This window comes from Aquidulcibacter sp. (genome assembly GCF_049239865.1).
In the GTDB taxonomy this organism is placed as follows: Bacteria; Pseudomonadota; Alphaproteobacteria; order Caulobacterales; family Aquidulcibacteraceae; genus Aquidulcibacter.
The window spans coordinates 48571-73793 of sequence record NZ_JBMLTR010000132.1 but is presented as its reverse complement, the minus strand read 5'-3'; the positions used below and the strand labels follow the sequence as shown (position 1 = coordinate 73793).

At 57.5% G+C, this 25223-nt stretch carries 24 protein-coding genes; 5 read left to right on the top strand and 19 right to left on the bottom strand.

All coding sequences use genetic code 11. The features are described from left to right. The 13 genes from murC to ACOVRA_RS09070 form a co-directional block, all read right to left on the bottom strand. Positions 1 to 1264 (bottom strand): UDP-N-acetylmuramate--L-alanine ligase (gene murC, locus ACOVRA_RS09130; protein ID WP_421720019.1); only part of this gene is annotated, 1264 nt, incomplete at its 3' end. Positions 1265 to 1323: 59 nt separating this feature from the next. Further along, positions 1324 to 1848: a hypothetical protein gene (locus ACOVRA_RS09125; protein WP_421720016.1), complete on the bottom strand. Its 525-nt coding sequence runs from the start codon at positions 1846 to 1848 to the stop codon at positions 1324 to 1326. A gap of 49 nt (positions 1849 to 1897) precedes the next feature. Then, positions 1898 to 2983, bottom strand: coding sequence for an undecaprenyldiphospho-muramoylpentapeptide beta-N-acetylglucosaminyltransferase (gene murG / locus ACOVRA_RS09120; RefSeq protein ID WP_421720015.1), 1086 nt, complete (start codon positions 2981 to 2983; stop codon positions 1898 to 1900). 112 nt (positions 2984 to 3095) lie between these two features. Beyond that, the gene (locus ACOVRA_RS09115) at positions 3096 to 4265 is read right to left on the bottom strand and encodes an FtsW/RodA/SpoVE family cell cycle protein (protein WP_290808154.1); all 1170 of its coding nucleotides are present in this window, start codon (positions 4263 to 4265) and stop codon (positions 3096 to 3098) included. Positions 4266 to 4294: 29 nt separating this feature from the next. Beyond that, positions 4295 to 5734, bottom strand: a complete 1440-nt coding sequence (gene murD, locus ACOVRA_RS09110; RefSeq protein ID WP_421720014.1) for a UDP-N-acetylmuramoyl-L-alanine--D-glutamate ligase — start codon at positions 5732 to 5734, stop codon at positions 4295 to 4297. A gap of 19 nt (positions 5735 to 5753) precedes the next feature. Beyond that, complete coding sequence (gene mraY / locus ACOVRA_RS09105; protein ID WP_290808160.1) at positions 5754 to 6839, bottom strand: phospho-N-acetylmuramoyl-pentapeptide-transferase; 1086 nt, start codon at positions 6837 to 6839, stop codon at positions 5754 to 5756. Further along, positions 6839 to 8242 carry a UDP-N-acetylmuramoyl-tripeptide--D-alanyl-D-alanine ligase gene (locus ACOVRA_RS09100; RefSeq protein ID WP_421720013.1) on the bottom strand — a complete coding sequence of 468 codons (1404 nt, stop codon included), beginning with the start codon at positions 8240 to 8242 and terminating at the stop codon, positions 6839 to 6841. Before ACOVRA_RS09100 ends, mraY begins: the two co-directional genes overlap by 1 nt. Next, complete coding sequence (locus tag ACOVRA_RS09095; RefSeq protein WP_421720012.1) at positions 8235 to 9686, bottom strand: UDP-N-acetylmuramoyl-L-alanyl-D-glutamate--2,6-diaminopimelate ligase; 1452 nt, start codon at positions 9684 to 9686, stop codon at positions 8235 to 8237. Before ACOVRA_RS09095 ends, ACOVRA_RS09100 begins: the two co-directional genes overlap by 8 nt. Beyond that, on the bottom strand, positions 9683 to 11425 hold the full coding sequence (locus tag ACOVRA_RS09090) for a peptidoglycan D,D-transpeptidase FtsI family protein (protein WP_421720011.1): 1743 nt from the start codon (positions 11423 to 11425) through the stop codon (positions 9683 to 9685). The genes ACOVRA_RS09095 and ACOVRA_RS09090 overlap by 4 nt, the downstream gene beginning before the upstream one ends. After that, the gene (ftsL, locus tag ACOVRA_RS09085) at positions 11422 to 11847 is read right to left on the bottom strand and encodes a cell division protein FtsL (protein ID WP_421720010.1); all 426 of its coding nucleotides are present in this window, start codon (positions 11845 to 11847) and stop codon (positions 11422 to 11424) included. Before ftsL ends, ACOVRA_RS09090 begins: the two co-directional genes overlap by 4 nt. Further along, positions 11844 to 12821, bottom strand: a complete 978-nt coding sequence (gene rsmH / locus ACOVRA_RS09080) for a 16S rRNA (cytosine(1402)-N(4))-methyltransferase RsmH (protein WP_421720009.1) — start codon at positions 12819 to 12821, stop codon at positions 11844 to 11846. The genes ftsL and rsmH overlap by 4 nt, the downstream gene beginning before the upstream one ends. Continuing rightward, positions 12818 to 13300: a division/cell wall cluster transcriptional repressor MraZ gene (locus tag ACOVRA_RS09075; RefSeq protein ID WP_421720008.1), complete on the bottom strand. Its 483-nt coding sequence runs from the start codon at positions 13298 to 13300 to the stop codon at positions 12818 to 12820. Before ACOVRA_RS09075 ends, rsmH begins: the two co-directional genes overlap by 4 nt. A gap of 133 nt (positions 13301 to 13433) precedes the next feature. Next, entirely contained in the window at positions 13434 to 14501 is a 1068-nt protein-coding gene (locus ACOVRA_RS09070; RefSeq protein WP_421720007.1) for a tyrosine-protein phosphatase, read from the bottom strand. Between the two features lie 272 nt (positions 14502 to 14773). Here ACOVRA_RS09070 and ACOVRA_RS09065 point away from each other — a divergent pair, with 272 nt between their 5' ends. From ACOVRA_RS09065 to ACOVRA_RS09045, 5 genes are all read left to right on the top strand, one after another. Next, positions 14774 to 16045 carry a pilus assembly protein TadG-related protein gene (locus ACOVRA_RS09065; RefSeq protein WP_421720006.1) on the top strand — a complete coding sequence of 424 codons (1272 nt, stop codon included), beginning with the start codon at positions 14774 to 14776 and terminating at the stop codon, positions 16043 to 16045. Between the two features lie 185 nt (positions 16046 to 16230). Then, the gene (rplM, locus tag ACOVRA_RS09060) at positions 16231 to 16698 is read left to right on the top strand and encodes a 50S ribosomal protein L13 (protein ID WP_290808187.1); all 468 of its coding nucleotides are present in this window, start codon (positions 16231 to 16233) and stop codon (positions 16696 to 16698) included. Beyond that, positions 16698 to 17180, top strand: coding sequence for a 30S ribosomal protein S9 (gene rpsI / locus ACOVRA_RS09055; protein ID WP_290808189.1), 483 nt, complete (start codon positions 16698 to 16700; stop codon positions 17178 to 17180). Before rplM ends, rpsI begins: the two co-directional genes overlap by 1 nt. Before the next feature lie 87 nt (positions 17181 to 17267). After that, entirely contained in the window at positions 17268 to 18317 is a 1050-nt protein-coding gene (gene argC / locus ACOVRA_RS09050) for an N-acetyl-gamma-glutamyl-phosphate reductase (protein WP_421720005.1), read from the top strand. Between the two features lie 97 nt (positions 18318 to 18414). Further along, positions 18415 to 20103, top strand: a complete 1689-nt coding sequence (locus tag ACOVRA_RS09045) for a hypothetical protein (RefSeq protein ID WP_421720004.1) — start codon at positions 18415 to 18417, stop codon at positions 20101 to 20103. Positions 20104 to 20113: 10 nt separating this feature from the next. On the opposite strand, the gene ACOVRA_RS09040 is transcribed toward ACOVRA_RS09045, so the two are convergent. From ACOVRA_RS09040 to yajC, 6 genes are all read right to left on the bottom strand, one after another. After that, positions 20114 to 20959 carry a phytoene/squalene synthase family protein gene (locus ACOVRA_RS09040; protein ID WP_421720003.1) on the bottom strand — a complete coding sequence of 282 codons (846 nt, stop codon included), beginning with the start codon at positions 20957 to 20959 and terminating at the stop codon, positions 20114 to 20116. A 63-nt stretch (positions 20960 to 21022) separates the two neighbouring features. After that, on the bottom strand, positions 21023 to 21643 hold the full coding sequence (locus tag ACOVRA_RS09035) for a urate hydroxylase PuuD (protein ID WP_421720002.1): 621 nt from the start codon (positions 21641 to 21643) through the stop codon (positions 21023 to 21025). 61 nt (positions 21644 to 21704) lie between these two features. Further along, complete coding sequence (locus tag ACOVRA_RS09030; RefSeq protein ID WP_421720001.1) at positions 21705 to 22106, bottom strand: Mth938-like domain-containing protein; 402 nt, start codon at positions 22104 to 22106, stop codon at positions 21705 to 21707. A 5-nt stretch (positions 22107 to 22111) separates the two neighbouring features. After that, positions 22112 to 23056 (bottom strand): protein translocase subunit SecF, encoded by a 945-nt coding sequence (secF, locus tag ACOVRA_RS09025; RefSeq protein WP_421720000.1) that lies wholly within the window; start codon positions 23054 to 23056, stop codon positions 22112 to 22114. Between the two features lie 11 nt (positions 23057 to 23067). After that, complete coding sequence (gene secD / locus ACOVRA_RS09020; protein WP_421719999.1) at positions 23068 to 24717, bottom strand: protein translocase subunit SecD; 1650 nt, start codon at positions 24715 to 24717, stop codon at positions 23068 to 23070. A 59-nt stretch (positions 24718 to 24776) separates the two neighbouring features. Beyond that, positions 24777 to 25127 (bottom strand): preprotein translocase subunit YajC, encoded by a 351-nt coding sequence (yajC, locus tag ACOVRA_RS09015; RefSeq protein ID WP_290807642.1) that lies wholly within the window; start codon positions 25125 to 25127, stop codon positions 24777 to 24779. Between the last annotated feature and the right edge of the window lie 96 nt (positions 25128 to 25223).

The following is a 25223-nucleotide window of genomic DNA, read 5'->3' as shown; positions in this document are numbered from 1 at the left end:
CATGGTCGCGCGCCGCGCGCACCAAGGCATCGGCGTCCACGCCCTCAATCGGGGCTTCGCCAGCGGTATAGACGTCTGCGATGGCGACAACGTCTGCATCGTTGAAACAGCGGGCGAAATCCTCAAACAAGGCTTGCAGGCGGCTGAAGCGGTGGGGCTGGACGACAGCGACAACTTTGCCGGAGGTGACTTGGCGGGCGGCTTTGAGGACGGCAGCAATCTCGACCGGATGGTGGCCATAATCATCAATGATGCGTACACCCTGCCACTCACCCACTTTGGTAAAGCGGCGCTTGACGCCTTCAAACTGGTGCAGGCCCTTCGTGATCTGGGCATCGCTCGCCCCCAGTTCACGCGCCACACTGATGGCGGCCAAAGCATTGGTGACATTGTGCAGGCCGGGCATGGGCAAGTGCAGACCGTCAATCTGGTGGGCTGGGCTGCCGCGCTTGGCGGCAAAGGCAACGCTAAAGCGGGAGCCATCGGGGTCGGCTTCGAGGTTCAACGCCCGCACATCGGCTTGCGGGTTGAATCCATAAGTGACGACGCGGCGGTCGGTTGCCCGCGCCACCAAACCTTGCACGCCTGGATGGTCGATACACATGACGGCAAAGCCGTAGAAAGGCACAGAGGCGACAAAGGTCTCAAACGCCGCTTCCATGGCCTCAGCCGTGCCATAAAAGTCCAAATGCTCTGGGTCCATATTGGTGACGATGGCGATGGTCGGGCGCAATTTGGTGAAGGTGCCGTCGCTCTCATCGGCCTCAACCACCATCCAATCACCCGAGCCAACCCGCGCATTGGTGCCATAGGCGTTGATGATGCCGCCATTGATCACGGTCGGGTCTTTGTCTGCCGCATCCAAAAGGGTAGCAACCATGCTGGTGGTGGTGGTCTTGCCGTGCGTGCCACCGACCGCGATGGTCCAGCCCAAGCGCATCAGTTCAGCGAGCATCTCAGCCCGGCGCACAACCGGAATGCCCAGATCGCGCGCAGCCACGACTTCCACATTGTCGGGCTTTACAGCCGAGGAGATCAGCACGATCCCGGCCTCGGCTACATGGGCCCCGTCATGGCCGACAAAGACCTTGATGCCCGCCTTGCGCAGACGGTCGAGATTGGCGCTATCCTTGGCGTCAGAGCCCTGAACCTTATGGCCCCAATGGGCGAGGACTTCAGCAATCCCACTCATCCCAATCCCGCCAATGCCGACAATGTGGATGGCGCCGATATCGAGGGGGATGGAGTTGGTGCGCATGAAGATCAGGTTCCCAGCCAGCTTTGGCTATTGGTTAGAAGCAAGAATTGGGGGTCAGACTTGAATTAATCACGCCGGCTTAGCAAGTGGTCGCGCGCATAGTCGGCGAGTTCTTGCGCGTCGCGCTGCATACTTTGATTGACCGCGTGGAATATGAAGGGCGGCACCGCAAAGCTGCTGAGCATAATGATTGCCAACACGAGATAAAATGGATCGCTATAGTCTGCTTGGATCAAGGACATGACCCAGAAGAAAAACGGGATACTTAACGCCGTGCTGAGATAAAGTGCTGGCATCAAAATGCTGGGGAACACGCTCGTTTTGCCCACTGCGCGGGTGAGATTTTCATAAGCGGTGGCATGCAACATGCCATCCTTTTTGATCGTCCCCGCCACCAGAATTTCATCCCCGACCGCTGCGACGACTGGAAAGCGGCCATCAAAAGATACGACTTGATGATTGACCGAGAAGATCATCGGCATGGCAGCGGCGACAGGTACATGGCCCGGAGATGCCATCCGCTGGAAGCTTAGCGAGGCTGGTGCCTCAACCATAGTGATGGGTTCAACCCGTCCTTTGACCACCGCCATCGCCTGCCCCCGTTTTTCTCAGGCGCAAACCAGCCCGAGCCTGCCTAAGTTACGCATCTTGTTGAATGGCGGCAAATACCAGATCGGCCAAGGCTTCTGCCGCGTCTGGCTTGCCAACAGCTCTGGCGGCTTTCGCGCGCTTTTGTAGCTCATCCGGGGCTGTCAGAAGGTTTTCCAACAATTGTGCCAAAGCATCGACGGTGAACTCGTTTTCCTTGATCACGTCGGCTGCACCCACACTGGCCAAGGCTTCAGCATTGAAGGTCTGGTGGTCATTGGTTGCACCGGGCAACGGCACTAGAATGGCGGGGCGACCGACCACAGCAGTCTCGGACACGGTGGAAGCCCCTGCCCGACCGATCACCAAATGGCTCTTGGCCAAGCGGTCAGCCATATCTTTGAAGAAAGGCCATACTTCGCACTGCACGCCCGCTTCTGTATAGGTGTCGCGGGCAAAGTCGCATTGCTCTTCGCGCACTTGGTGCGAGACGAACAAGCGTGCCCGCAAATGCTCTGGCAGTGAGGCGATGGCTTGGGGGACGATACTGCCCAAGACGCGCGCGCCCTGACTGCCGCCCGTCACCAAAATGCGCAGATTGCCGCTGGAAAGATCGGGATAGCCGTCCAAGCGGGCGTCGACGATGGGCTGACGCACGGGATTGCCGACGACGACATGCTTTTCTGGGTGTTCCAACCCGTCTAGTTGCGCAAAACCAGACGCAATCGAAACGGCCTTACCTTGAAACAAGCGGTTGACGCGGCCCAGCACGGCATTTTGCTCATGCACGATTACGGGAATTTTGCCGCTGGAAAACAGGACCGGAAACGTCGGATAGCCACCAAAGCCAATGATAGCCGCAGGGTCGTGGCTTTTGATAAAGGGGCCAACGAGATTGAGGCTTTTCATCACCGCAAAGCCCGCATCAATCTTACCCTTGATCCCGCCTTCGTCCGCATTGGTGACGGGCAGGATCAGAACTTCTTCGGCGGGGAAGCCTTCAGTATAGCGCTTGCCCCGTGGGTCGGTAACCAAAGCGACGCGGCCGCCACGGGCGACAATGGCATCAGCGAAAGCGCGGGCTGGAAACATATGACCGCCAGTGCCACCAGCAGCAATAATAATCAGGGGACCCATAAGTGTACTCAATCCTTGGAAAGGTAATTCGCCCGTTCTTTAGGGCGCTTTGAGTACAGAATGAAGCGGTTTGGGCGGTAAGTGACTGCTGAATAGGCCGAGTGCTCGCGCACTACCAACCAACCCAACCTTGTGATTTGCCATTGCGCAAATCTTGCCCCGGCCGCTTGCGGGTTAAGGCGAGTGCCAGACCAATCGTTACGGCAGAGCCCAAGATGGATGAACCGCCATAGGAGATGAACGGCAGGGTCATGCCCTTGGCTGGCATGAGGTTCAAATTCACCGCCAGATTGATCGCAGCCTGATAGCCGATCAAGGCAAACAAGCCCGTTGCTGCTAATTGTGGGAAGTTCTCGCTCTGGCGATTGGCGATCAGAAGGCCTCGGACGACCAGCGCACAGAATAGGACGACAAGGCCGACGCTGGCGATTAAGCCAAATTCTTCTGCGGCAACCGAATAGATGAAGTCAGTATGGGCATCGGGTAAGAAGTGCTTGATTTCGCCTTCACCCGGCCCCCGGCCTAAGAAGTCGCCCGCGGCAATGGCATCGAGTGCGCGATCGGTTTGATAGGTCTCGCCTGCTTCAGGGTTCAAAAAGCCTTGGACGCGCTTTTGCACGTGCTCAAACGCAAAATACAAAACCCCACCGCCAACCACGGCTGCACTGGCGAAGGCCGCAATCCAGACCCAAGACATGCCAGAGATTAGAAACACGGTCAGGAAAGCCATGGTCAAAAGGCCCGTCTGGCCGATGTCGGGCTGGGCGATCAACAGCGCGACGGGGAGGACATAAAGCGCCATGCCGATGCGCGCTGCAGGAAAGGATGGGTTCTCAATCCGCTTAGAAAACAACCATGCCGCCAATACGATCAAAGAAGGCTTTAAAATCTCTGACGGCTGGAACGAAAATCCGCCGATCCGCAGCCAGCGTTGCGCCCCTTTGGCTTCGTGCCCGAACAACAGGATGTAGACCATCAAGGCGATGGCCAACAAGTAAAACAAAGCCGCCGCACGTCGCGCGCCGGTGGGGCTTAAGAAGGACAAAGCTACGACAACGGACGCGCCAATCGAGACAAACATCGCTTGGCGCAGCACAAAGAAATACTCATTGCTAAAGCCCAGACGCCCGGTTGCCGCGCCAGAGGAGGCAAAGCTGAACACCAGCCCCATGGTCATCAGAACAGCCGCGATCAACACCACCGGGCGATCAATCGTGCGCCACCAGTCAGCGATAAAGGTGAATTCAGCGCGTGGCAGTCTGACAGAAGCGAGCATCGCCATGGGGTGGCTCCAAAAAGGACGTGAGGGCGCTACGCCGTTTTGGCGGCAGGAAGCGCTTGCGCCGATAGGCCATCATCAGGGTTAATGAGTCCTTTCACGCAGGCCGTAAAATGCCGTCCTCGTGCCTCAAAATCTGGAAATTGATCGAAACTGGCGCAGGCAGGTGACAGGATGATGATCTCTTCGCTCATCGTCTCTTGCGCATCGGCAAAAGCGCGCGCGGTCGCCACATCCACCGTGCCGCAAATTTCATAAGGAATTTGGCCGTCCAGAGTCTGGGCAAAGGCTTCACTGGCCTCGCCAATCAGATAGGCCTTGGTGACGTGATCAAACAAAGGCGCGAGGCTATCGATCCCGCCGACTTTGGCTTGTCCGCCTACAATCCAGCGCAATTTCGGAAAAGCCGCCAAGGCTTGCGCAGCGGCGTCCGCATTGGTCGCCTTGGAGTCGTTGTAAAAGCGGATCGGCCCGACCTGACCAATTTCCTGCAAGCGATGTTCAAGACCGGGAAAATTGATCAATGCCTTCGTGATGGCCTGGGGGCTGAGCCCCAAGGCGCGGGCAGCCGCATAGGCAGCGGCGGCATTCTGCGCATTGTGAGAGCCCGGCAAAGCATGGGCATGGGCGAGGTCGACCACCATTTGGCTGCGTCCGTCCAAATTATCCCAGAGCATGGAACCCAGCGCGCAAACGCCTTTGCCGAGGGCTTGGCAGGCAGAAATCGGCACCACAACACGTTGGGCTCCAGCATTCATGCGCGTGCATAGGGCCATGCCCCAGTCATCATCGACGCCAACAATCGCCCAATCCGTATTGGTCTGATTATTGAAGATGCGCCGCTTGGCCGCTGCATAGCGCTCCATCGTGCCATGGCGCTCTAAGTGGTCTGGCGTCAAATTAAGGTGGATGGCGGCTTTGGCGCGCAGGCTTTCGACCAGATCGAGCTGATAAGAGGACAGCTCCAGCACATAGATTGCATCAGGACGGGGTGGGTCGAGGGCGAGCACACCGGTGCCAATATTGCCCCCCATGCGCACATCCTTGCCATTGGATGACAGGATGTGGGCGATCAAAGCCGTCGTGGTGGATTTGCCATTGGTGCCTGTAATCGCGACCACGTTAGGGCGTTGACCCTCAGGAATGGCGTTAAGCTCGCGCGCGAAAAGTTCCACATCCCCAATTACAGGCACGTTTGCTTCATTCGCTTTGGTCACTGTCCAATGTTGCTTGGGGCCGTAAATGGGCACGCCGGGGCTCATCACCAGCGCGGACAGATCGTCAAAGTTGGTTGTCGACAAATCAACCGGTGTCAGACCTTGCGCGACTGCTGCTGCGCGGCCCGCTTCGCCATCATCCCAAGCCAGAACTTGCGCACCGCCTGCCTTTAAGGCCAAAGCTGCTGCAATCCCTGTGCGGGCCAAGCCGAAAACGGCAACTTTCTGGCCTTTGAACGTGGTGACAGGGAACATGAGCTTCGGTCCTTAAGTTCTAACGCAGCTTCAATGTGGTCAGACCGATCAAGGCCAAAACAGTGGCAATAATCCAAAAACGGATCACCACAGTGGGCTCACTCCAACCCAATTTCTCAAAGTGATGGTGGATGGGGGCCATGCGGAACACCCGCTTACCGGTTAGCTTAAAGCTGGTGACTTGCACGATCACCGAGACCAGTTCCAGCACGAACAGACCGCCGACGATGGCCAGAACGAACTCATGCTTGGTCGCAACTGCCGTAATGCCGAGAAGCCCGCCAAGGGCCAAAGAACCCGTGTCGCCCATGAAGATCTGGGCAGGCGGGGCATTCCACCACAAGAAGCCAAGCCCCGCGCCCAAAACCGCACCCAGAATGATGGCGATTTCGCCCACGCCTTGCACGAAGTGAAGCTGGAGATAATTGGCGAAAACGAAATTGCCGACGAGATACACGATCAAGCCAAAGGTGGCCGAGGCAATCATCACGGGCATGATCGCCAGACCGTCGAGGCCATCGGTCATATTTACGGCATTGCCGAAACCAACCACGACAATCATGCCGAAAATCAGCGTGAACCAGCCTAAGTTGAGAAGCAGGTCTTTGAAGAAAGGAAAGGCAATCGACGTCCCAAAGCCCGGCGGCGCATTATCGCCGGCATTTTGAAGTTGGGCGATGAAATAGACGGCGATGAAGGCCACGACAAACTCGCCCGCCAGTCGGAAGAGCGAAGAGACTCCATCGGTCTTTTGCTTGGCGACTTTGGCATAATCATCCAAAAAGCCAATGAAACCATAGCCCGCCGTGACGCCCAAAACGATCCAGACGTAAGGGTTCTTCAGGTCGGCCCATAAAAGCGCACCGACAAAGATGGAGAGCAAGATCATCGCCCCGCCCATCGTAGGGGTGCCAGCCTTTTTGAAGTGACTTTCAGGACCATCGGTACGAATGGGTTGGCCTTTGCCCTGCTTAACCCGGAGCCAACCAATCATCGGCTTGCCAAACACAAACATGATCAGGGCAGCCGTGACGACAGCACCCGCTGTACGAAAGGTCAGATAGGTGAAGATGTTAAAGTGGGGGTGCAGCAATTCGTACAGCATCAGCTCTCTCCAGCGGGGGCTTCAAGTGCTTGCAGCGCACGCACAACTTCGGCCATCTTTGACCCATTTGATCCTTTGACCATCACCACGTCACCTGCTTGCACCGCTTGGGCGAGCACAGGCGCAAGCTCTGCGGCGCTTGCGGCATAAGCTCCGCGTTGCGCTTCGGGTAGAGCGTCCCACAAATGCTTCATGCGCGGGCCGGCACAGAAGACGAGGTCGATCCCGGCGCGGATGACATCTTCGGCGACTGCTGCGTGGTAGGCATTTTCATTCACACCTAGCTCCAACATATCGCCGACGGCCGCAATACGACGGAGGCCAGCGCGACCAGAAAGGGTTGTGATCGCTTCGGCCATAGAGGCTGGGTTGGCATTATAGGCCTCGTCCACCAAGACAAAGAAGCCACCAGTTGCAAGCGAGATCGGACGCGATACGCCGCGGCCATCAATCGCCCCGAATTGTGAGAGGGCTGCTGCTGCTGCTTGTCCGTCGCCACCTGCCAACACGGCCAATGTCAAAGCGCATAAGCCATTGTGGACCCAATGGGCACCGGGCTCTTGAATGATCCAGCTAAGCTGTTGACCCATAATATCTGCCGTCACGCGACGGCCGTGATCTATCTCGTCAATCCCGACGACATGGGAATCAAAACCCGGCTGCATGCCAAACGTCAGAATGGAGATGCCATCGCGGTCGCGGGCACGCGCGGCCAAGCGGGCGGCATGTCGGTTTTCCCCCGGGATCAGCGCTGTGCCGCCTGCGTCCAGGCCCAAGAAGATTTCAGCCTTGGCGTCGGCAATGCCAGTCTCATCGGCAAAATGCTCAATATGGACGGGCGCGACCATGGTGATGGCGGCAATTTGGGGACGCACTTGCGGCGATAGGCGCGAGATTTCGCCGCCATGATTCATGCCAATCTCGAACACACCAAAGCGAGCATCACCGGGCATGCGGGCCAAGGTCAAAGGCACACCCCAATGATTATTGTAGGATTTAACCGAGCGGTGGGTCTTGGCTGTCGCCGCCAGCGCGGTCGCCGTCATTTCCTTGACCGTCGTCTTGCCGACGGAGCCTGTAATGGCCACGCGGGTCGCGATCACATTGCGGCGGCGCGCCTGTGTGCCAAGGTTCTCCAGCGCCATCAAAGTATCCGGCACCACCAAAAGCGGTGCGCCCGCATCTGCGCAGGTGGGATCGACCACCAGTGCGGCTCCTGCCCCTGCGGCGAGCGCATTGCGCACAAAGCTGTGGCCATCGCGTTCGGCCTTGAGGGCGACGAACAAATCGCCGGGCTCGACCGCGCGGCTATCAATCGAAATGCCGTTGACGGCCCATTGACCTTGCGCCTTGCCGGATACGGCCAAGGCTGCTGCCGCTGAGGTCCACAGAGGATCAGTCAAGCGTGCCTCCCCGCGCCAAAAGGGCCGAAGCGGCAGCTTCTTGGTCGGAGAAGGGCAGAACTTGGCCTTGAACCAATTGGCCCGTCTCATGGCCCTTACCGGCGATCAAAAGGCAATCGCCCTTCTTTAGGAGACCGACGGCATGGGCAATCGCCTCACCCCGGTCGCCGATCTCCAGCGCTTCTGGGCAGCCGACCATAACTTCTTTGCGGATTTGGGCCGCGTCTTCGGTGCGGGGATTATCATCGGTGACGATGACGACATCAGCGAATTTGGCAGCCAAGCCACCCATCAAAGGCCGCTTGCCTTTGTCGCGATCTCCACCACAGCCAAACACCAACACCACGCGACCAGGCGCGTGTGGTCGGGCCGCGCGCAACAAGACATCGAGCCCGTCTGGCGTATGGGCATAATCGACAAACACATGGGCACCATCATCGGTGCTACCAATATGTTCCATCCGGCCTTTGACCGTCTTCAAGCCTGCCAAGCCTTCAAAAACCCTGCTGGGCTCTTCGCCCAAGGACAAAGCAAAGCCTGCCGCCATGACAGCATTGAGCGCCTGAAACTCGCCAATGAGCGGAATTTCGACGGGATAGGTCTTATTGGCAAAGCGCAGATCCACCCGCTGGCTCGCGGGCTTGGGCCACAGCTCTTCGATCTTGAGAAAATCGCCGCGCCAACCGACCAGCTTCAGGTCCAATGACTTAGCTTGAGCGGCTTCTTCAAAGGCGGGTGCCTCGGCCGCGTCCGCATTGACGATGGCGGGCTGACCAGCGCTCAAGAGATCGTTGAACAAGCGCAGCTTGGCTTGGCGATATTCGGCCATGGTGCCGTGATAATCGAGGTGGTCTTGCGTCAGATTGGAAAAACCAGCCGCTGACAGACGCACGCCATGCATCCGCCGCTGATCCAAAGCATGCGAGGAGCTTTCCATCGCAATATGGGTGATGCCCTCATCTGCTAAGCTTTGAAGGGTGGCATGCAAGGCAATCGGGTCAGGTGTCGTAAAGCCGAGATCGATGCGGCCTTTTGGGCCGATGGCACCCAAGGTACCAACACTCGCCGCTGCCCGGCCCGCATGGGTCCAGATTTGGCGCAGGAAATCGACGGTGGAGCTCTTGCCATTGGTGCCGGTAATCGCGACCACACAAGCGGGCTGGCGGGGATAAAAGCGCGACGCCACAGTCGAAAGCGCAGCCCTTGCTTGGGGCACTTCGATCACGGGTACGCCGCATTCTGCCAAGCCCGGCTCTGCCAAAATCGCGGCGGCACCAGCTGCGACAGCCTGCGCGACATAGGCGCGGCCATCGCTTTGTGTGCCGGTTAAAGCGGCGAACAAGTCACCTGGCTTCGTCTTGCGACTGTCGGATGATAGGCCCGTGATGGTGAGGTTTGCGGCTGGATGTCCCGAATCTAAGTCGAGGAGATCGGCGAGTTTCATGGCTCCCCCTGCGTCGCTTTCTGCGACGGATTGGTCTTTGGTGGTAGCGCAGACTTAAGCGTCGGCGCGCGCGGCGGCTCCATCTGAGCTAACGCGCGGTTTGGCGCAATCCCCAGAAGCGGTGCAGAACGCGCAATAATTCGCGAGACCGAAGGAGCCGCAGCAAACGCGGCCGTTGCAGCACCACCAGACTGTAAATTGCCCTTTGGCTCATCTAGCAGGAAAACAATGGCGTAACGGGGGTCACTGGCGGGAAATACGCCAGCAAAGCTCGAAACACGGCGATTGGAGTCATAGCCGTTTGGCCCTGCTTTCTCTGCCGTTCCTGTCTTACCTGCAACCTCATAACCCAAAGAGTCAGCATTCTTGCCGGTCCCGCCAGTCACCACTTCGCGCATAAGTTTCACAACGGTTTTTGAAGTTGCCGGGGTCAGTACGGCACGGCTAGATACCGGCACGCTGGGGTCACGGGCGATGAAGGTCGGGCGAATGTAATGGCCGCCGTTTGAGACAGCCGCATAGCCACCAACAACAGCCATCGGCGACACCGCAATCCCATGGCCGAATGAGGCTGTGGCAGCGGTAATCTCGCTCCAGCGCTTGGGTAAAATAGGTTTCGCATTCTCCAAAAGCTCCCCGCCTGCTGCCTCCATCAACCCAAGGCGCGAGAAGAACTCGCGGACGCGTGGGGCCCCAACCGAGCGGGCGATCCGCACGGTGCCGATGTTAGATGAGTGCGCCAAAATTTCCGACACCGACACGATCTTATTCATTGCGTGAAAGTCTGAGATCAGCTCAGAGCCAATTCGCATCGGCGCGCGGGCGTCAAAGACAGATTCTGGCGTTATGATATTGTCTTCAAGCCCGATAGCGACGGTGAAGACCTTGAAGGTAGAGCCCATTTCAAAGCGCGAATTGGTCACCCGATTATTCTGTTGGTTGGGTGAGTTGGCCTCAGGCCGATTGGGGTCCATGAATGGCCAAGAAGCTGAAGCAATAACTTCGCCAGTCTTTGTGTCCAACATGACCGCCGCACCGCCCTGAGCCCGGAAGGCAGTGGCGGCTTCGCCCAGTTCGCGCTCAAGAATATATTGTACGCGCATATCAAGCGACAATCGCACAGGTTCAGAGCCCGATCCCGAGGTCAAGCGGTCATTTAAAGCGCGCTCTATCCCATTGATGCCTGAACCATCGGGATGCATCGAGCCGATCACATGGCCAGCCAGATGGCCCATAGGATAAATCCGCTCTGACTCTTCAATGAATTCAAGACCAGGTTGGGCCAATTCCCACACAGCTTGCTTTTGTTTCGGCGTCAGGCGGCGCTTGATCCAAACGAAGCGCGAGCGGCTCGAAAGCTTCTCAACGAGGCTTGCTTCATCCATTTCCGGGAAGACTTTGCGCAAAGCGCGCGCGGCTTCCACGGGGTCCCAGATTCGCTTGGGGTCAGCATACAGGGAATGGGCGACGAGCGAGGTGGCCAGCAACTGGCCATTTCGGTCGACAATATCGGCACGCTTACTAGGTGGCGCGACGGCGGCCCGCGCTGCAGTTGCGGCTTCATCGACAGGCCGGAACAAACCAATCTGAATGGCACGCAAACTTAAAAGACCAAAGCCTGCGCAAAAGGCGACGGCGAGGGCGATGGTGCGCCCGCGCATGGTACCAATACCGCCCTGATCACGCGGCGCTGGTCTTGGCCAATCGAAGCTGGGTTCAGGGCGACGGGCGTCGGTCACCGACCCACCACCGTCGTAATTGGCGCGAGCTTTGCAGCAACAGCTTTGGGTTTGTCCGCTACAGGCACAGTTGGTTTTTGCTCGGCATCGGTTGGCGCCATCGTTTGGGCATTTGCTGCATTAGGCGTTGCAGCACGCAATGGCGCGATCTGATCAATATCGTCGAGCGTGGCGATGCGTTCAGCGGTCATCGGAACCAAGCCCAATTTCCGCGTGGCAGCCGCTTCAAGTCGGTCTGGCCGCTCGACCCATGTCAATTCTGCTTCCAAGGTCCGGACGGCACGGCGCTCGGTATCGACCTCTTCTTGCAAAACCAAAACTTTTTCGCGAACGGCTTGGGCTTCTGCCTTGGCCCAATAGAGCGCAAAGGCCAGAGCCACGAGGCCTACAAATCCAAACAAATGGGTTCGGGTCAGTGTCATGCGGCCCTCTTTATCTGCTCAAGTGTTGGAACCCCGCCTAGACCCGTAACTCGCCCTGCCCGAGCTGGCGCGCTGGTACGGATGGCGGCGCGCAATTTTGCGGAGCGCGCGCGCGGATTAGTGGCAACTTCAGCCTCTGTCGCGGTCAAGGGCTTGCGGTTGATGAGGCTGAAGGTTGCCGGCGGGCCGGCTTGAGCTGGCGCGTGACGAGAGCCGGGGGCTTCTTTGCTGCGGTCATTGAGGAAAGTTTTGACCGCGCGGTCTTCCAGCGAATGAAACGTCACCACCACCAAACGGCCACCGGGCGGCAAGACAGCTTCGGCAGCGATAAGGGCTTTTTCCAACTCGCCAATCTCATCATTCACATAGATGCGAAGGGCTTGGAACACGCGGGTGGCGGGATGAATATGGTCTTGGTGCTTGCGGCCAATCACGCGCGAGACAACGCCAGCCAATTCCGAGGTCCGCAGATAAGGGGTTGCAACCCGGTCTGTCACAATGGCGCGCGCGATGCGACGGGCCTCGCGCTCTTCACCATAGACATGAAACAAAGTACTAAGCTCGCCCTCCGTTAACTGCGCCACGACATCAGCGGCACTAGGGCCATCCTTGCCCATACGCATATCGAGCGGCCCATCCTGCATAAAGGAAAAGCCGCGTTCGGGCTGGTCAATCTGGAAGGACGACACGCCGATGTCGAGAACGACTGCATCTACCTTGGCTTGAAGTTCATCCAATTTGGAGAACTGCGTCTCGACCATGGTAAAGCGACCGGGCATTTCTTTCTCAAGCCCTTTGCCGCGCACGACCGCATCAGGGTCGCGATCAAGACCGATGATTTGGCAAGGTGCTGCCGCCAGAATGGCGCGCGTATAGCCGCCGCCACCAAAGGTGCCATCCACAATCAATTGCCCCGCTCGAGGGGCCAGCGCTTCAAGCACTTCGGCCATCATAACAGGTAGGTGGCCGCTCATTCCGGGGTCCCTTCCCGCACTTTGCGTCGCGCCATTGCGAAAATCTTCGCTTTAGTTGCCGCAGTTCGATCCCGCGCGGTCTGGGCCATCCGAGCGGCGACTTCAGGGCTCGCGATCCGAAAGTAAGGTCCAAGACCGACAAAGCTGACCCGGTCTGCAAGACCTGCGTGGGAAACAAAAGTTTCTGGCAAGACGATGCGGCCAGCCCCATCGAGTGCTAATTTACGAGAACCGCCCAGAATGGCCAAGGTTGCAGCCTCTGCCGCTTCTGGGTCGTCCTGCGCCATATCTTCAGCCGATTGCGACAGCGCAGCGATGAAACGATCGTCCGCGCCTTCCAACCAATCGCCATCGCCGGGCCAAACGCGCACATGGTCTTGGGCATCGCCATCGGCCTTCAACCCAGCGCGGAAGTCAGCCGGCAGGGTTACCCGCCGCTTGTCATCCAATCCCGCGTCATAGGTCGAAACAAAGCGCATATAGCCCCCAAAGCAATCAGTCCTTGGGATAACATGGGATTTGACCCCATTCAATGGGATTATGTGGATTCAGCGCGAGATTCAGACGCCAGCCTGCATAGAGCCAGGCCAAGTACGAACCTGAACGCTCCGACTAGACCAAATAGTCTGCCCGCAACTTCGCAATCGCGGCATCTGTGAGACCAAATTGCCGCTTTGCTAAGCCAACCGGTCCGCCAAATTCGCGGTCCATTCGGCCAAGTGCATGCTGCATGACCGCTGGGTCGGACCCCAAGATTACCTCGGCAATCGGACGTGGTAGACGCGCGAATGGGGTTGTTTGAGCAGCAGTCGCCCCTGCGGCCTGATTCAGATAATAGGCGGGCGGCACGAACGTTTGGCTCAGCGCATAATCTCCAACTACCGAAGCGCGGTCCACGCCCAGTACGGATAAGATCAGCGCACTGGCCACACCTGTCCGGTCTTTGCCTGCCGTACAATTGACCGCCAATGGGGCCTTGTTCTCCAGCAGGCTTTCAAACATCTCTTTATATTGCGGCGCGAGGGTTTGGATAAAGTCGATATAGGCATCGCCAAAGATGACGACCGCCTCCTCTTTTGTCTTTGCAGACATCAGCCTATTCAACGACGAGCCCATCTCATAGTCCTTAGACAGGACCTTGACCCCTTCACTGCCGAGCAGCGCGCTCGGTTCAGTGGTGCGCTCTTGGCCACTGCGCAAGTCGCAGATCACCGCAATGCCGAGACTACGCAGATAGGCGGTGTCGCTTGAGGTCAATTTCGCCATCACCCCAGAGCGATAGATCCGCCCCCAGCCGACCGTTTTGCCACGGTGAGCCGCATAGCCACCCAAGTCCCGAAAATTGCGACCGCCCTCGAGGGGCAACAAACGCTCAGCAATCCGCACTTGCCCGCCAGAGCGCGTGCGGATCAGGAAGTAAGGGCGCGGGGAAATGGCGGCAGCAACATCCAGTTGTCCACTTTGTACGGCTGCGGCAACTTCCTTCATCGCAAAAAGGTTCGCATTAGGTTCGCTAGAAGTCAGAACCCGGGCGGAACCGGCTGCCGCACTCCAAGTTAACCGCACCCGCGCTGGGTCCAAGCGCGTTGCAGCCGCGTTGAGACGGCTTGCCGCTTGTGTCTGCGTTCCGGCGACAGCCAAACCGGACGATAGGCCAATCAGAAGTGTGCGACGATCCATAATATGCTTCCCCTCGTGAAATGATCCCTCGGGCCTAGCTTCCGTCTTTGACGGCCTGATCATGGAATGATGAAGCTTTCGCGATTTCTACTCGGTTTTGAGCCAACAAATTCGCATCAGATATGAACTTAGATAAACTCGAAGATCACACCAATCTCCAAAGTGAGATTCGGCCAGCTTAGCTCAAATACACAATGTGATTTTAAGTCTTCACCAATTCATATTTGCTAATAATCTGAAGATATCCACTTAAATTGGCCAGTGATTATTAGATGTTGCCTGTTTGGAAGCGCAGAATTTCAGAGCCGTCATTCCCGACAAAAAAGGCTCAAACGCGCGGCAATCTAACCATCTTGACCGGTCTCTTGGTCTTGCCAAGCGCAATCGCCGTAGTCATGGCCATTGAAATTGTTGCCCTGAATAATGAGCGCGCTTTGATGCAGTCCGCCGCCGATGCGGCAGCTTTGGCAGGCGCACGCGATTTGATGGTTTCAGGTTCCAGCCAACGCAACGCCAAGAATTTTGCCGAGCGCTTTGCTCTAACCCAAGTTGGTTCCTTTACCGACCGCGCGCGTGTTGCCTTTGTGGCGACACCAGAAAAGGAAGGCGTCTTTAGTGTCGACGGCTATGCTGTCCGCCCCTCTTTTTTTGGCAATTTGGTTCCTAAAGGCGGCTTCAAGATTCGAGTGCGCTCAGTTGCCGAGAACATGGTCAAACAGCCTTTGTGTATTCTTGGGCAGAATGAAACGCTCACTGAAAATGCGATTACGGGCGATGGCTCTAGCGCCCTGATTGCGAAGGGCTGCGTGGTTCACGCCAATGGCGACATTATCTTGAAAGACCGCGCCAATGTTGCGGCAGGGACGGTGCGGACCAGTGGCACCAGCGAAGGCGGCACAATTTCGCCCACGCCTAATGTTGGTGCATTGAAAATCCCAGACCCCTTTTCGGCCCGAACCATCAGCCCCCCAAAAGATTGCGCTCTTGTCCCCGATGGCGGCACAGATGTTTGGAAGCAGGGCATCTTGACCTTGCCACCTGGCATGCATCGTACCCAATTTGTGATGCGCGGCACATCCATCATGAAGCTTCAGCCCGGTGAACATTATTTCTGTAAGCCAAGCATTTTCAGTGAAAACTCCCGCTTGGAGGGACAAAATGCGGTCATGATGCTGATCGAGGGCGAGTTGACAGTACGGGCACCAGCTTCGACCTCGCTTAAAGGCCGCGAAACAGGACCATGGGCGGGCTTTGTGATTGTGGCCAGCCGCACTAATGCCAGCCCCGTCAGCTTTCTTTCGCCCAATGTCGATGAATTGTTGGGAACCATCTATCTGCCCAACTCACATCTATTGGTGAATTCGCCGGGCAGCGTTGCGGAAGCCTCGCAATGGAGTGTGATTGTCGCCCATCGACTGATCGTCAGCAATGCCGCCCAACTCATCATCAATTCCGACTATGAAGGCTCACCCGTTCCGGTGCCGACAGGTGTGGGCAGCAATGTGGGCGGCGCAAACAATATCCCGCTACGCTTGCGGCAATAGATTTCAATCGGCTATAGGCCTACAGAACGGCCTGAAGTATACGGTAACATAATACCATATATCTAACATCCTGTTTTTAAATCAATTTCAGCAAGCCTGTTGACATAAGTTTTGCCTCCGCCTAGAAGCGCCGCTCTCAAGTGGCCGCCCCTTTCGGGCGGTCGCGTTCATTTGGAACTAACTCCATGAAGACCTTCAGTGCCAAGACGCACGAAGCCGACCGTAAATGGATCGTGGTAGATGCCGAAGGGGTGGTTGTTGGCCGCCTCGCGACCTTTATCGCTATGCGTTTGCGCGGCAAGCACCGTCCAGATTTCACGCCTCATGCCGACGTTGGCGACCATGTTGTTGTCATCAACGCAGAAAAGGTCGTTTTCACCGGCAACAAGCTGCGTGACAAAGTTTATTATCGCCACACCGGCTATGCTGGCGGCATCAAGGAAACCACTGCTGCGCGTTTGCTCGGCGGTCGCTTCCCAGAGCGCGTGCTGGAAAAGGCCGTTCTGCGCATGATGCCAAAGGAAAGCCCTTTGGCGCGCTCGCAATTCGGCAAGCTGCGCGTTTACGCTGGCACGGAACACCCACATGAGGCCCAATCTCCAGAAGTGGTAGATTTCAAGGGTCGTAACCGCAAGAACGTCGGGGCCGCATAATGGAAGAAGTAGCAAAGAGCTTCGAAGACCTCGCAGCCATGGGCACCGGTGAAGGTGTTGTGGAAGTGGTCGTTCGTGAACCCGAAATCGACTCCTTGGGTCGTGCTTATTCGACCGGCAAGCGGAAGAACGCGATTGCTCGCGTTTGGGTAAAGCGCGGCACCGGCAAAATCACCATCAATGGCAAAGACCAAGGCGCATACTTTGCGCGCCCAGTTCTGCGCATGGTGATCAACCAGCCCATGCAAGTGACCGATCGTGCCACCGAGTTTGACGTTATCGCCACCGTAAAGGGCGGCGGTCTGTCAGGCCAAGCTGGTGCCGTTCGTCACGGTATCGCAACCGCTTTGACGCGCTTTGAGCCAGGTCTGCGTCCAGTTCTGAAGCCATTTGGCTATCTGACCCGCGACAGCCGTGTGGTTGAGCGTAAGAAGTATGGCCGCGCGAAAGCACGCCGTAGCTTCCAGTTCTCCAAGCGCTAAGACCTACGCGTCGAACATATCCATGTTTCAAGCGGGCGGCCTTAGCGGGCCGCCCGTTTTTCGTTTTGGACTTTGAAGGCAAATCCCATGACCACCCAGACCCTGAATGCCGCGATCCTTGGTGCCTCTGGCTATACGGGGGCGGAGACGATCCGCCTGCTGGCCCACCATGCCAACGTCCGCGTCGGCGCGATTACGGCTAATGCCCAAGCTGGGCGCTCCTTGGGTGATCTCTTCCCGCACTTGCACCCTTTTGCCGATCGCACGTTGGTAAAGGCTGAAGACGTCAATTGGGACGGGGTGGATGTGGCGTTTGGCTGTTTGCCGCATGGGGCGAGCGAAGAGCTGTTGGGCGAACTTCCCGCCCATGTGAAGGTGATTGATCTGTCAGCCGACTTCCGGTTTCGCGATCCAGATGCCTATGCCAAAGTCTATGGCCGCAGCCACCTCCACCCCGAAAAGACCCGCAACGGGGTCTATGGTCTGACGGAGTTTGCGCGGGCAGAACTTGCCAAGAAGCCCGATATCATCGCCTGCCCCGGCTGTTATCCAACCGCAACTCTCTTGGCGATCAAGCCTTTGGTGGAAGCGGGCGTGGTCTCGCCGCGTGACATCATTGTGGACGCAAAGTCGGGCGTGTCAGGTGCAGGGCGGGGCCTTAAGGAAGGCAATCTGTTCTGTGAAGCTGCCGAAGGCCTGCACGCCTATAGCGTCGGCAACCACCGTCATGCGCCGGAGATTGAACAAGAATTGTCCCATGCGGCCGGCTCCCCCGTACTGGTGAACTTTACCCCGCACTTGGTCCCGATGACGCGCGGTGAGTTGGTGACGTGCCATGTGAAGCTGGCCAATGGTGCGACCGTGGACGATGTGCGCGCGACATTGGAACAGCGCTATGAAGGCGAGCGCTTCATCAAGCTGGCCGCCAAAGGGGCGTCGCCCGATACGCGGTGGGTGCGGGGTTCCAACCTGTGCATTTTGGCAGTCTTCCCAGACCGGATTCCTGGACGCGTCATCGTGGTGGGCGTGATCGACAATCTGGTCAAAGGATCGGGCGGGCAGGCCATTCAGAACATGAATGTCGCCTTTGGCTTGCCTGAGTCACAAGGATTGACGATGGAGCCTTTGTTTCCGTAAAGGAGACTCTGGTCCAGATCGGGCCTTGTCGCGTGTGCGCAATGTATTGCACGCGAGGCCAATAGCCTTGTTTGGCGGATGAGAGAGTCGGGCAAATATGGCAAAACCGATCCTGCGACTGGGGCCTCTTGATGAGCTGGATGATGAGTACGACCCGCTGCTGGGTCGCTCTGTCCGCGATGAGCCAATGCCCGTTGCACAGAGTTCTGCCGTGCAATTGGATCCCGATCAAAGCGTGTTTGACGAGCCAATGCCAGTGGCTGAACCCGTGCGAGATGAGGAGACAGCGCCGCTCACCAAGCCGAAGCCAGCTGCCGAAACCAACCAACCTAGCCTGCTAGACTGGATGGAAAGCCCGGCCGAGACCCCTGCGATCGCTCAAGAGCCTGAGCCTGAAACTGAACCTGAGTTAGAGTCTAAGTTAGAGTCTGAATTGGTTGCTGAGGGTGAGCATGATGCGACAGCCTTAAACGAGCCCGTTGAAGCAGTTCTAGAAGAGCCGGTCGCACTATCTGAAGCAAAATCAAATTTTGACGATCAGACACCAGCCATTTCCGATACAGCGCCCATGGTGGACGAAGCAGTCCAAGCCGCAGAAATCGAAGCGCAGGAGATACCCGCGCCGGTTTGGGCCGATACCACGCCTGACCAGCAGGCAGCGCCTGAGCTAGAGCAAGAAGCCGACATTGCGCCGGAGCCCGTTGCCTCGGTCGACGCAGAAACTATGGACGAACTACCGCCGGCACTCGAAGCGGCACCCGTGGCAACCACTTCCGCCCCAGCAGCGCAGCGAATTGAACGTACCACAGGCCCATCACGGGCAGCACAGCGCCGGGCAAATATGAAACGCAGCCCAATTGGACGGCGCAAGGCACTTCAAAAGCTGGCTGCCACTGTGGCGGGGACAACCCTATTCGCCTTGGCCCTGTTCTTTACTATGTTGTCGTTCTTGGCACCTTTGGGCTATCCGTTTGATGCGGTTTCTAGCTATCGCTGGTATTGGACGTTACTGGCCTTGGCCGCGGGCATTTCGTGGGCTATCGGCCGTGGCCGGAACATGATGATTGCATCGGCATTGGTTGGGCTGATCAATCTCATGGTGATTGTGCCGTCGCTCGGCGCAGGGCCCAAAGGCGGACAGATTTCCAATGCGGTTGTGGCTTGGGCCAATGTTGCCGGCGACGATAAGGCGCTTGAAAAAGTGCTGGGCGAGGCAGAGCGCCAGAAAGCCGGCCTAATACTCGTCGCCAAGGCCCCTCAAAGTATTCTGACCCCACCCCAAGGCTGGAACGTGATCGAGCGGCCGAACTTTGCAGACCCGACTAGCATTGCGGTCCTTTCCCGCGGTCGGTGGCAATCGTCGACAATACCGGGTGAACCGACGATTGCGCGCACGGCCGCAGGTGATCTAACCATTATCGCCACCCTGCCCCCGCCCTCCAAAGGTGGCAAAGAAGTCGGTGCAGCTCGAGAGTCTCAGTTAAATCGCGCGGCTGTGCGCGCCGGAGACCAAGAAGGCCCCGTCGCTGTTCTCGGTGACTTTGGTGTTGCCCCTTGGGATGGTGCGATGAGCCAGTTCCGCAAATATGGCAATGTCACGCGGGTGCGCTGTGGCGGCTTTATGGGCACAACCGTCAGCCAAGCGTTCGGGCTAATCGGAGTTGCCCATGATCATGCCTATGTGCGCGATGTGAAAGTTACCCATTGCCGCTTAGGCGGGCCACTGAACAGCGGCGGCCATCGCGCGATCTACCTCTATCTCGCGCCGCTTGATCCTGCGCAATAATGATCAGGCCTTAAAGGCGTTGGCGTGAAACTGCCCAGACAAGCCGCACCTGGCGCTCTAGCAGGCTAAGGCTTGCAACTTGGCGGAATGGGTCGCTGAGCGACCTAAAGGCTTTGGCATAGGGAAAGCCCAGCGCGGCATAGGCCACAGCAGGGAAGGCTTGCCCAAAGGTAGCTTCTGCGCAGGCTTGGTTGGCCCTTTTGCGCGCCGCCAAGATTTGATCATGAGCTTGCTGGAACGCAATTGCGAGCGCACGGCTGGTTTTCCCCGCAAAGGTCGCCTCATTATCCAAGCCCGCCTGTGCCTCAATCGGCAGCCAAAGTTGGCGACGATGCGTCCAGCGCGGCCATTGCGCCATCAGGTCACAGAGACGCCACAACATGCCGGCGTGTCGCGCTACTTGGTCTAAGGACGCCGAGATGGCCGGGGCACCTGCGATCAACAAGGCCAAGCGGTTGAAATTGCCATAGGTCTGGTCGCCATGATCGGCCAGTTCCGCCCAAGTTTGAAAGGGCACGTCGTCCTGTTCGACGGCGAAGGCATCGATCAAGGTATCCAACCAAGGCCGAGGCAGATCAAAGGCGCGAATGGTTTGAGCGAGTGCTTGCGCCGTTGGCTGGGCGCGCACCGTCTTGCCGGTATAAATCTCATCGAGCGCCTCGCGCCACCATTGCAGGCGGATCGCCGCCAACATAGGCTCGGACACGGCTTGCCGGGCACGAGAGACTTCGTGGGTGAACAGAATGAGCGCGATCATCCCGGCCCGCACCTCTGGGGCCAGAAAGCTCGTGGCCAAGGTTTGGTCCGGCGCAACTTGGACCGCTTGTTCAATCATATCTGGACTAAGCGTGATCATGGCAGCTCCCATACAAAAACGGCCCGCACTGAGGCGGGCCGCTTTCATAGGATGGAAAAGGGCTTAGCCCCACATGGTTTGGCGCATGGTCATGGCGACCAACATGGGCAGCGACAACAGCATATTGGTGCGCGAAAACAGCATGGCAGTGCGCGCAGCCTTTGGCTTTGCCTCTGCAGGCGCTTCAACCAAGCCCAGCGCAATTTTCTGGTTTGGCCAGATCACGAGCCACACATTGAGGAACATGATGATCGCAAGCCACATACCGATACCGATGAACACACTGCCATCATCCAAAGCAAATCCACTGGCAGCGTTCAAGGTCAAAGCTGGAACCAGATAGCCCCGCGCCCAAGCAACTAGAATGCCGGTCACCAAGGTACCCACAGCCGCCCAACGGAACCAGAACAGCGCTTCTGGCGCGATGAACTTGCCGATAGCTGGCTTCAGTTCATCAGGGATCTTCGGCATCGTGCGGATTTGCACGAAGTTGAAATAATAGAGCAGGCCGATCCACAAGATGCCAAAGAAGACATGCAGCCAGCGCATGGCTGCGTGGCCCATCAATTCGTGCATGTTGCCCAAAGTGTTGTTCGGTTGACCAGCGAAGACGGCAATCAATGCGATAGCCAACACCAAACTGACGATGAATGTGTTTCTGAAGTTAGAGAGAAGCGCGCCCATAGTTTCCCCTTTAAGTACGGATGGCTCGATTAGCCCCTATGTAGCCTATTTCCGCGCCATGTCACGTTACAGGTAACATTGCCACTGCAAAGTGACGGCCCTCAGTGGCTAAATGATTATAGGTACGACAGGCCGCGGGCGTTGGCATGATTTCAAGCCCGATGCCGGCACCTTTCAAAAGATCGCGGAGGCCTAGGGGTGGTGGCAACATCTCGCCGCCGGTGCCAAACAACAGGAACTCGATCTCACCCTTCAAGGCCAAGATCGGCGCGAAGCGCGCGCTCAGAGATTCCCCTGCTAGGTCGGCCATCGCGAGCGGCCCCCACGCCGACGGTGTATCGGCCAAAATCAGGACCGAGCCTTCAAGACGCACATCGCCTGTCTCCAAGCCAAAGCGAAAGCCACCTGCACCATAAGCCGTGATCAGCGGGCGGCCTTTACCGGTTGCGGGGACCAATTGCATGGCGACTAGGGCCGCGCGTCTGCTTCAGTTCTGGCCGCAGCCTTCTCAGCGCCACGCTTAGGTGGCCACAGGATCAACACGGGAGCGGCGACATAGATTGAGGAATAGGTGCCGATGAACACGCCGAACAGCATGATCACGGTAAAGACCTGCATCGTTTCGCCACCAACAACCGTAAGGCCCAAAAGCGCTAGGAAGGTGGTCAAAGCCGTAATGATCGTGCGTGACAATGTCTCATTCGTTGACAAATCGATGATATCGCCCAGCGACATCTTCTTATATTTGCGCATGTTTTCCCGCATCCGGTCGAAAACCACCACCGTGTCGTTCATCGAATAGCCGATGATCGTCAGAAGTGCCGCAATCGTCGTCAAGGAAAAGTCGAGTTGCGTGATGGACATGAAGCCCAAAGTCAGAATGATATCGTGCGCCAAGGCCACAATGGAGCCAAAGCCCATTTGCAATTCAAACCGGGTCCAGATGTAGAGCACGACCAGAATAATCGCGATGCCCAAGGCCAAGGCGCCATTGGTGCCCAATTCTTCCGAGACCTTTGGCCCCACGACTTCAACGCGCGGGAATTTTACGCCTGGCATAATGGCGCGCAATTCGGCCTTGACCGAGTCCACGGTTGCCGATGCGTCCGCCCCTTCAGGTGGCAAGAAGCGGATCATCGCTTGGTTCGGCTCTTGGAAGTCTTGCACGCCGACGTCGCGCAAATTCATATTGCCAACCCGCTCACGCACTTGCGCGAGATTGATCGGCTTGTCCCAAACCGCCTCGACAACCGTGCCGCCCTTAAAATCGATCCCGAAATTCAGACCGAGGGTGAAGCACGAGACGAGCGAGGCGATGCACAGCACCAACGACACGATCGCGGCGGGGATCGAGAAACGAACAAACCCAAACTTTGTATTTTTGGGGATGAGCTTGATAAAGGGCCATTTCATGTTCGTATTCCTCAGATCGGCAGGCGCTTAGGTTTGGTCTGCCGATACCAGGCAGCGACCAAGACCTGCGTCATCAGGATGGCGGTAAAGAGCGACGTGATCACGCCGATAGAGAGGGTCCAAGCAAAGCCGCGAACGGGGCCAGCACCAAAGTAGAACAGGATGAGCGCCGTCAACAGTGCCGTCACGTTGGCGTCCATGACAGTGACGATGGCGCGCTTAAAGCCCGCATCAATCGCTAAGGCCGTTGACCTGCCCGCCAATTCCTCTTCGCGCATGCGTTCGTAAATCAAAACGTTGGCATCCACCGCTGCACCAATGGTCAAGATCAGACCGGCGATACCGGGCAGGGTCAAGGTGGCACCCACCATGGTCATAGCCGCCAAGATCAAGATCAAATTGACCGTCAGCGCCAAGATCGCAATGCCGCCAAAGACAAGGCCATAGGCCAAGACCATGAAGACAACGATCAATAGCATGGCGATGATACCAGCCGTCGCGCCCGCGTTGATGGAATCTCGACCCAACTCCGGGCCAACCGTACGCTGTTCCATGACTTTCAATGGTGCAGGCAATGCCCCTGCCCGCAGCAAAGTCGCCAATTCATTAGCGCTTTCAATCGTGAAACTACCCGAAATCTGACCATTGCCGCCCAAGATAGGCTCGCGAATGGAGGGTGCCGACAGGACCTTATCATCGAGAACAATCGCAAATCGCTTGCCGACATTTTCCGTCGATGCCCGAGCAAATGCACGTGCGCCAGCGCCGTCAAATTGGAACGTCACGGCAGGTTCGCCAGACTGTTGGTCAAAGCCGGGGTCTGCCTTGGTCAAATTATCGCCTGTCACAAGTGCCCGACGACGGACCAGAACCATTGGCTCTTCTGGGCGACCGGGTTGCTCCAACAGGATCGAACCCGGCGGAATACGACCAGCTGCCGCCTCTGCCGGAGAAACGGTTTCATCCACCATTTGGAACGTCAGGCGCGCGGTCTGACCGACCAAGCGCTTCAGCTTTTCAGGATCGCTTTCACCGGGGGCTTGTACCACAATCCGGTCGACACCTTGGCGGGTGATGGCAGGTTCCTTGGTGCCCGTTTCATCGATCCGACGACGGATGACTTCGATCGACTGGCTGACCGCGCGGCGCGTCATGGCCACTTTTGCTTCTTCGGTCAGACGAATTTCAACAACATTGCCGGGGGCGGCTTTGACCTCAAGGTCGGTGCGCCCGGTTGGGCCGGTCAAACCAATCACCGGGGATGAAAGCGTTTGGATGCGCTTGATGGCTTCTTGGACGTCAGCCGGGTTTTGAATCGTGACGCGCGCAACTTGTCCGTCCGGCGTGAGGCCACGACCTGCGAACAAAATCGGGGTCTTGGCTGAGCCAGGTTCACCCGGACGGCGCTGGCCACGCAATTCACGTGAAAGGTCGTCGGCTACGGCCTCCAAGCGGGCCTTGTAAACCACTTGGCTCTCCACCTCGAACATCAGATAGGAGCCACCTTGCAGGTCCAGACCCAGATTGACGGTCTTGTTCGGCAAAAAGCTTGGCATCGAGTCGCGCACCGATTGCGGCAGCGCATTCGGCAGGGCGTAAATCAAGCCCAGGAGGGAAACGATGATAACGGCGAGAACCCGCCAGCGCGCAACATGTAACACGTCTATCTAGCCCTTCGGCAGAAGCGGACCCGATTGAGATGGGCCTGCACTGATCTCAATTAGGATTTAGCGTCATTGGCGACGACAGGTTCGCCCTTGCCTTGAACTTGGCTCACGGTTGACTTGACCACGCGCACTGCAACATTTGGTGCGATTTCGACGGTCAATTCGTCATCTGCCACCTTGGTCACCTTGCCGATGATCCCACCGGACGTGATAACGCTATCGCCGCGGCGGATCGCGCCCAACATTTCCGTATGTTGCTTCATACGCTTTTGTTGAGGGCGGATCAGCAGGAAATAGAACACCACCAAAATCATTACGAGTGGCAAGAGTTGCATCATAATGACTTCTGGGCCTGCTGGGGCCGCAGCGCCGGCAGCTTGAGCATAAGCGGGGGTGGAAAACATAGGGACCTCAAAGTTTCTGACGGACAGAAGAATAGGCGGTTAAACGGTGCGCTGCAGGTAAGGACGCCAAACCCAAATGGCAAGGCAAACCGCAGC

Excerpts from the sequence above, each read along its gene's own strand:
- ACOVRA_RS09045 (WP_421720004.1), top strand. The coding sequence starts at position 18,415 with ATGGCAAAACCGATCCTGCGACTGGGGCCTCTTGATGAGCTGGATGAT.
- argC (WP_421720005.1), top strand. The coding sequence starts at position 17,268 with ATGACCACCCAGACCCTGAATGCCGCGATCCTTGGTGCCTCTGGCTAT.
- mraY (WP_290808160.1), bottom strand. The coding sequence starts at position 6,839 with ATGCTGTACGAATTGCTGCACCCCCACTTTAACATCTTCACCTATCTG.
- ACOVRA_RS09075 (WP_421720008.1), bottom strand. The coding sequence starts at position 13,300 with ATGCGCTTTGTTTCGACCTATGACGCGGGATTGGATGACAAGCGGCGG.
- secF (WP_421720000.1), bottom strand. The coding sequence starts at position 23,056 with ATGAAATGGCCCTTTATCAAGCTCATCCCCAAAAATACAAAGTTTGGG.
- rpsI (WP_290808189.1), top strand. The coding sequence starts at position 16,698 with ATGGAAGAAGTAGCAAAGAGCTTCGAAGACCTCGCAGCCATGGGCACC.
- ACOVRA_RS09040 (WP_421720003.1), bottom strand. The coding sequence starts at position 20,959 with ATGATCACGCTTAGTCCAGATATGATTGAACAAGCGGTCCAAGTTGCG.
- murG (WP_421720015.1), bottom strand. The coding sequence starts at position 2,983 with ATGGGTCCCCTGATTATTATTGCTGCTGGTGGCACTGGCGGTCATATG.
- rsmH (WP_421720009.1), bottom strand. The coding sequence starts at position 12,821 with ATGAGCGGCCACCTACCTGTTATGATGGCCGAAGTGCTTGAAGCGCTG.
- ACOVRA_RS09065 (WP_421720006.1), top strand. The coding sequence starts at position 14,774 with ATGTTGCCTGTTTGGAAGCGCAGAATTTCAGAGCCGTCATTCCCGACA.
- murD (WP_421720014.1), bottom strand. The coding sequence starts at position 5,734 with ATGTTCCCTGTCACCACGTTCAAAGGCCAGAAAGTTGCCGTTTTCGGC.
- rplM (WP_290808187.1), top strand. The coding sequence starts at position 16,231 with ATGAAGACCTTCAGTGCCAAGACGCACGAAGCCGACCGTAAATGGATC.
- yajC (WP_290807642.1), bottom strand. The coding sequence starts at position 25,127 with ATGTTTTCCACCCCCGCTTATGCTCAAGCTGCCGGCGCTGCGGCCCCA.
- ACOVRA_RS09115 (WP_290808154.1), bottom strand. The coding sequence starts at position 4,265 with ATGGCGATGCTCGCTTCTGTCAGACTGCCACGCGCTGAATTCACCTTT.
- ACOVRA_RS09095 (WP_421720012.1), bottom strand. The coding sequence starts at position 9,686 with ATGAAACTCGCCGATCTCCTCGACTTAGATTCGGGACATCCAGCCGCA.
- ACOVRA_RS09030 (WP_421720001.1), bottom strand. The coding sequence starts at position 22,106 with ATGCAATTGGTCCCCGCAACCGGTAAAGGCCGCCCGCTGATCACGGCT.
- ftsL (WP_421720010.1), bottom strand. The coding sequence starts at position 11,847 with ATGACACTGACCCGAACCCATTTGTTTGGATTTGTAGGCCTCGTGGCT.
- ACOVRA_RS09070 (WP_421720007.1), bottom strand. The coding sequence starts at position 14,501 with ATGGATCGTCGCACACTTCTGATTGGCCTATCGTCCGGTTTGGCTGTC.
- ACOVRA_RS09125 (WP_421720016.1), bottom strand. The coding sequence starts at position 1,848 with ATGGCGGTGGTCAAAGGACGGGTTGAACCCATCACTATGGTTGAGGCA.
- ACOVRA_RS09035 (WP_421720002.1), bottom strand. The coding sequence starts at position 21,643 with ATGGGCGCGCTTCTCTCTAACTTCAGAAACACATTCATCGTCAGTTTG.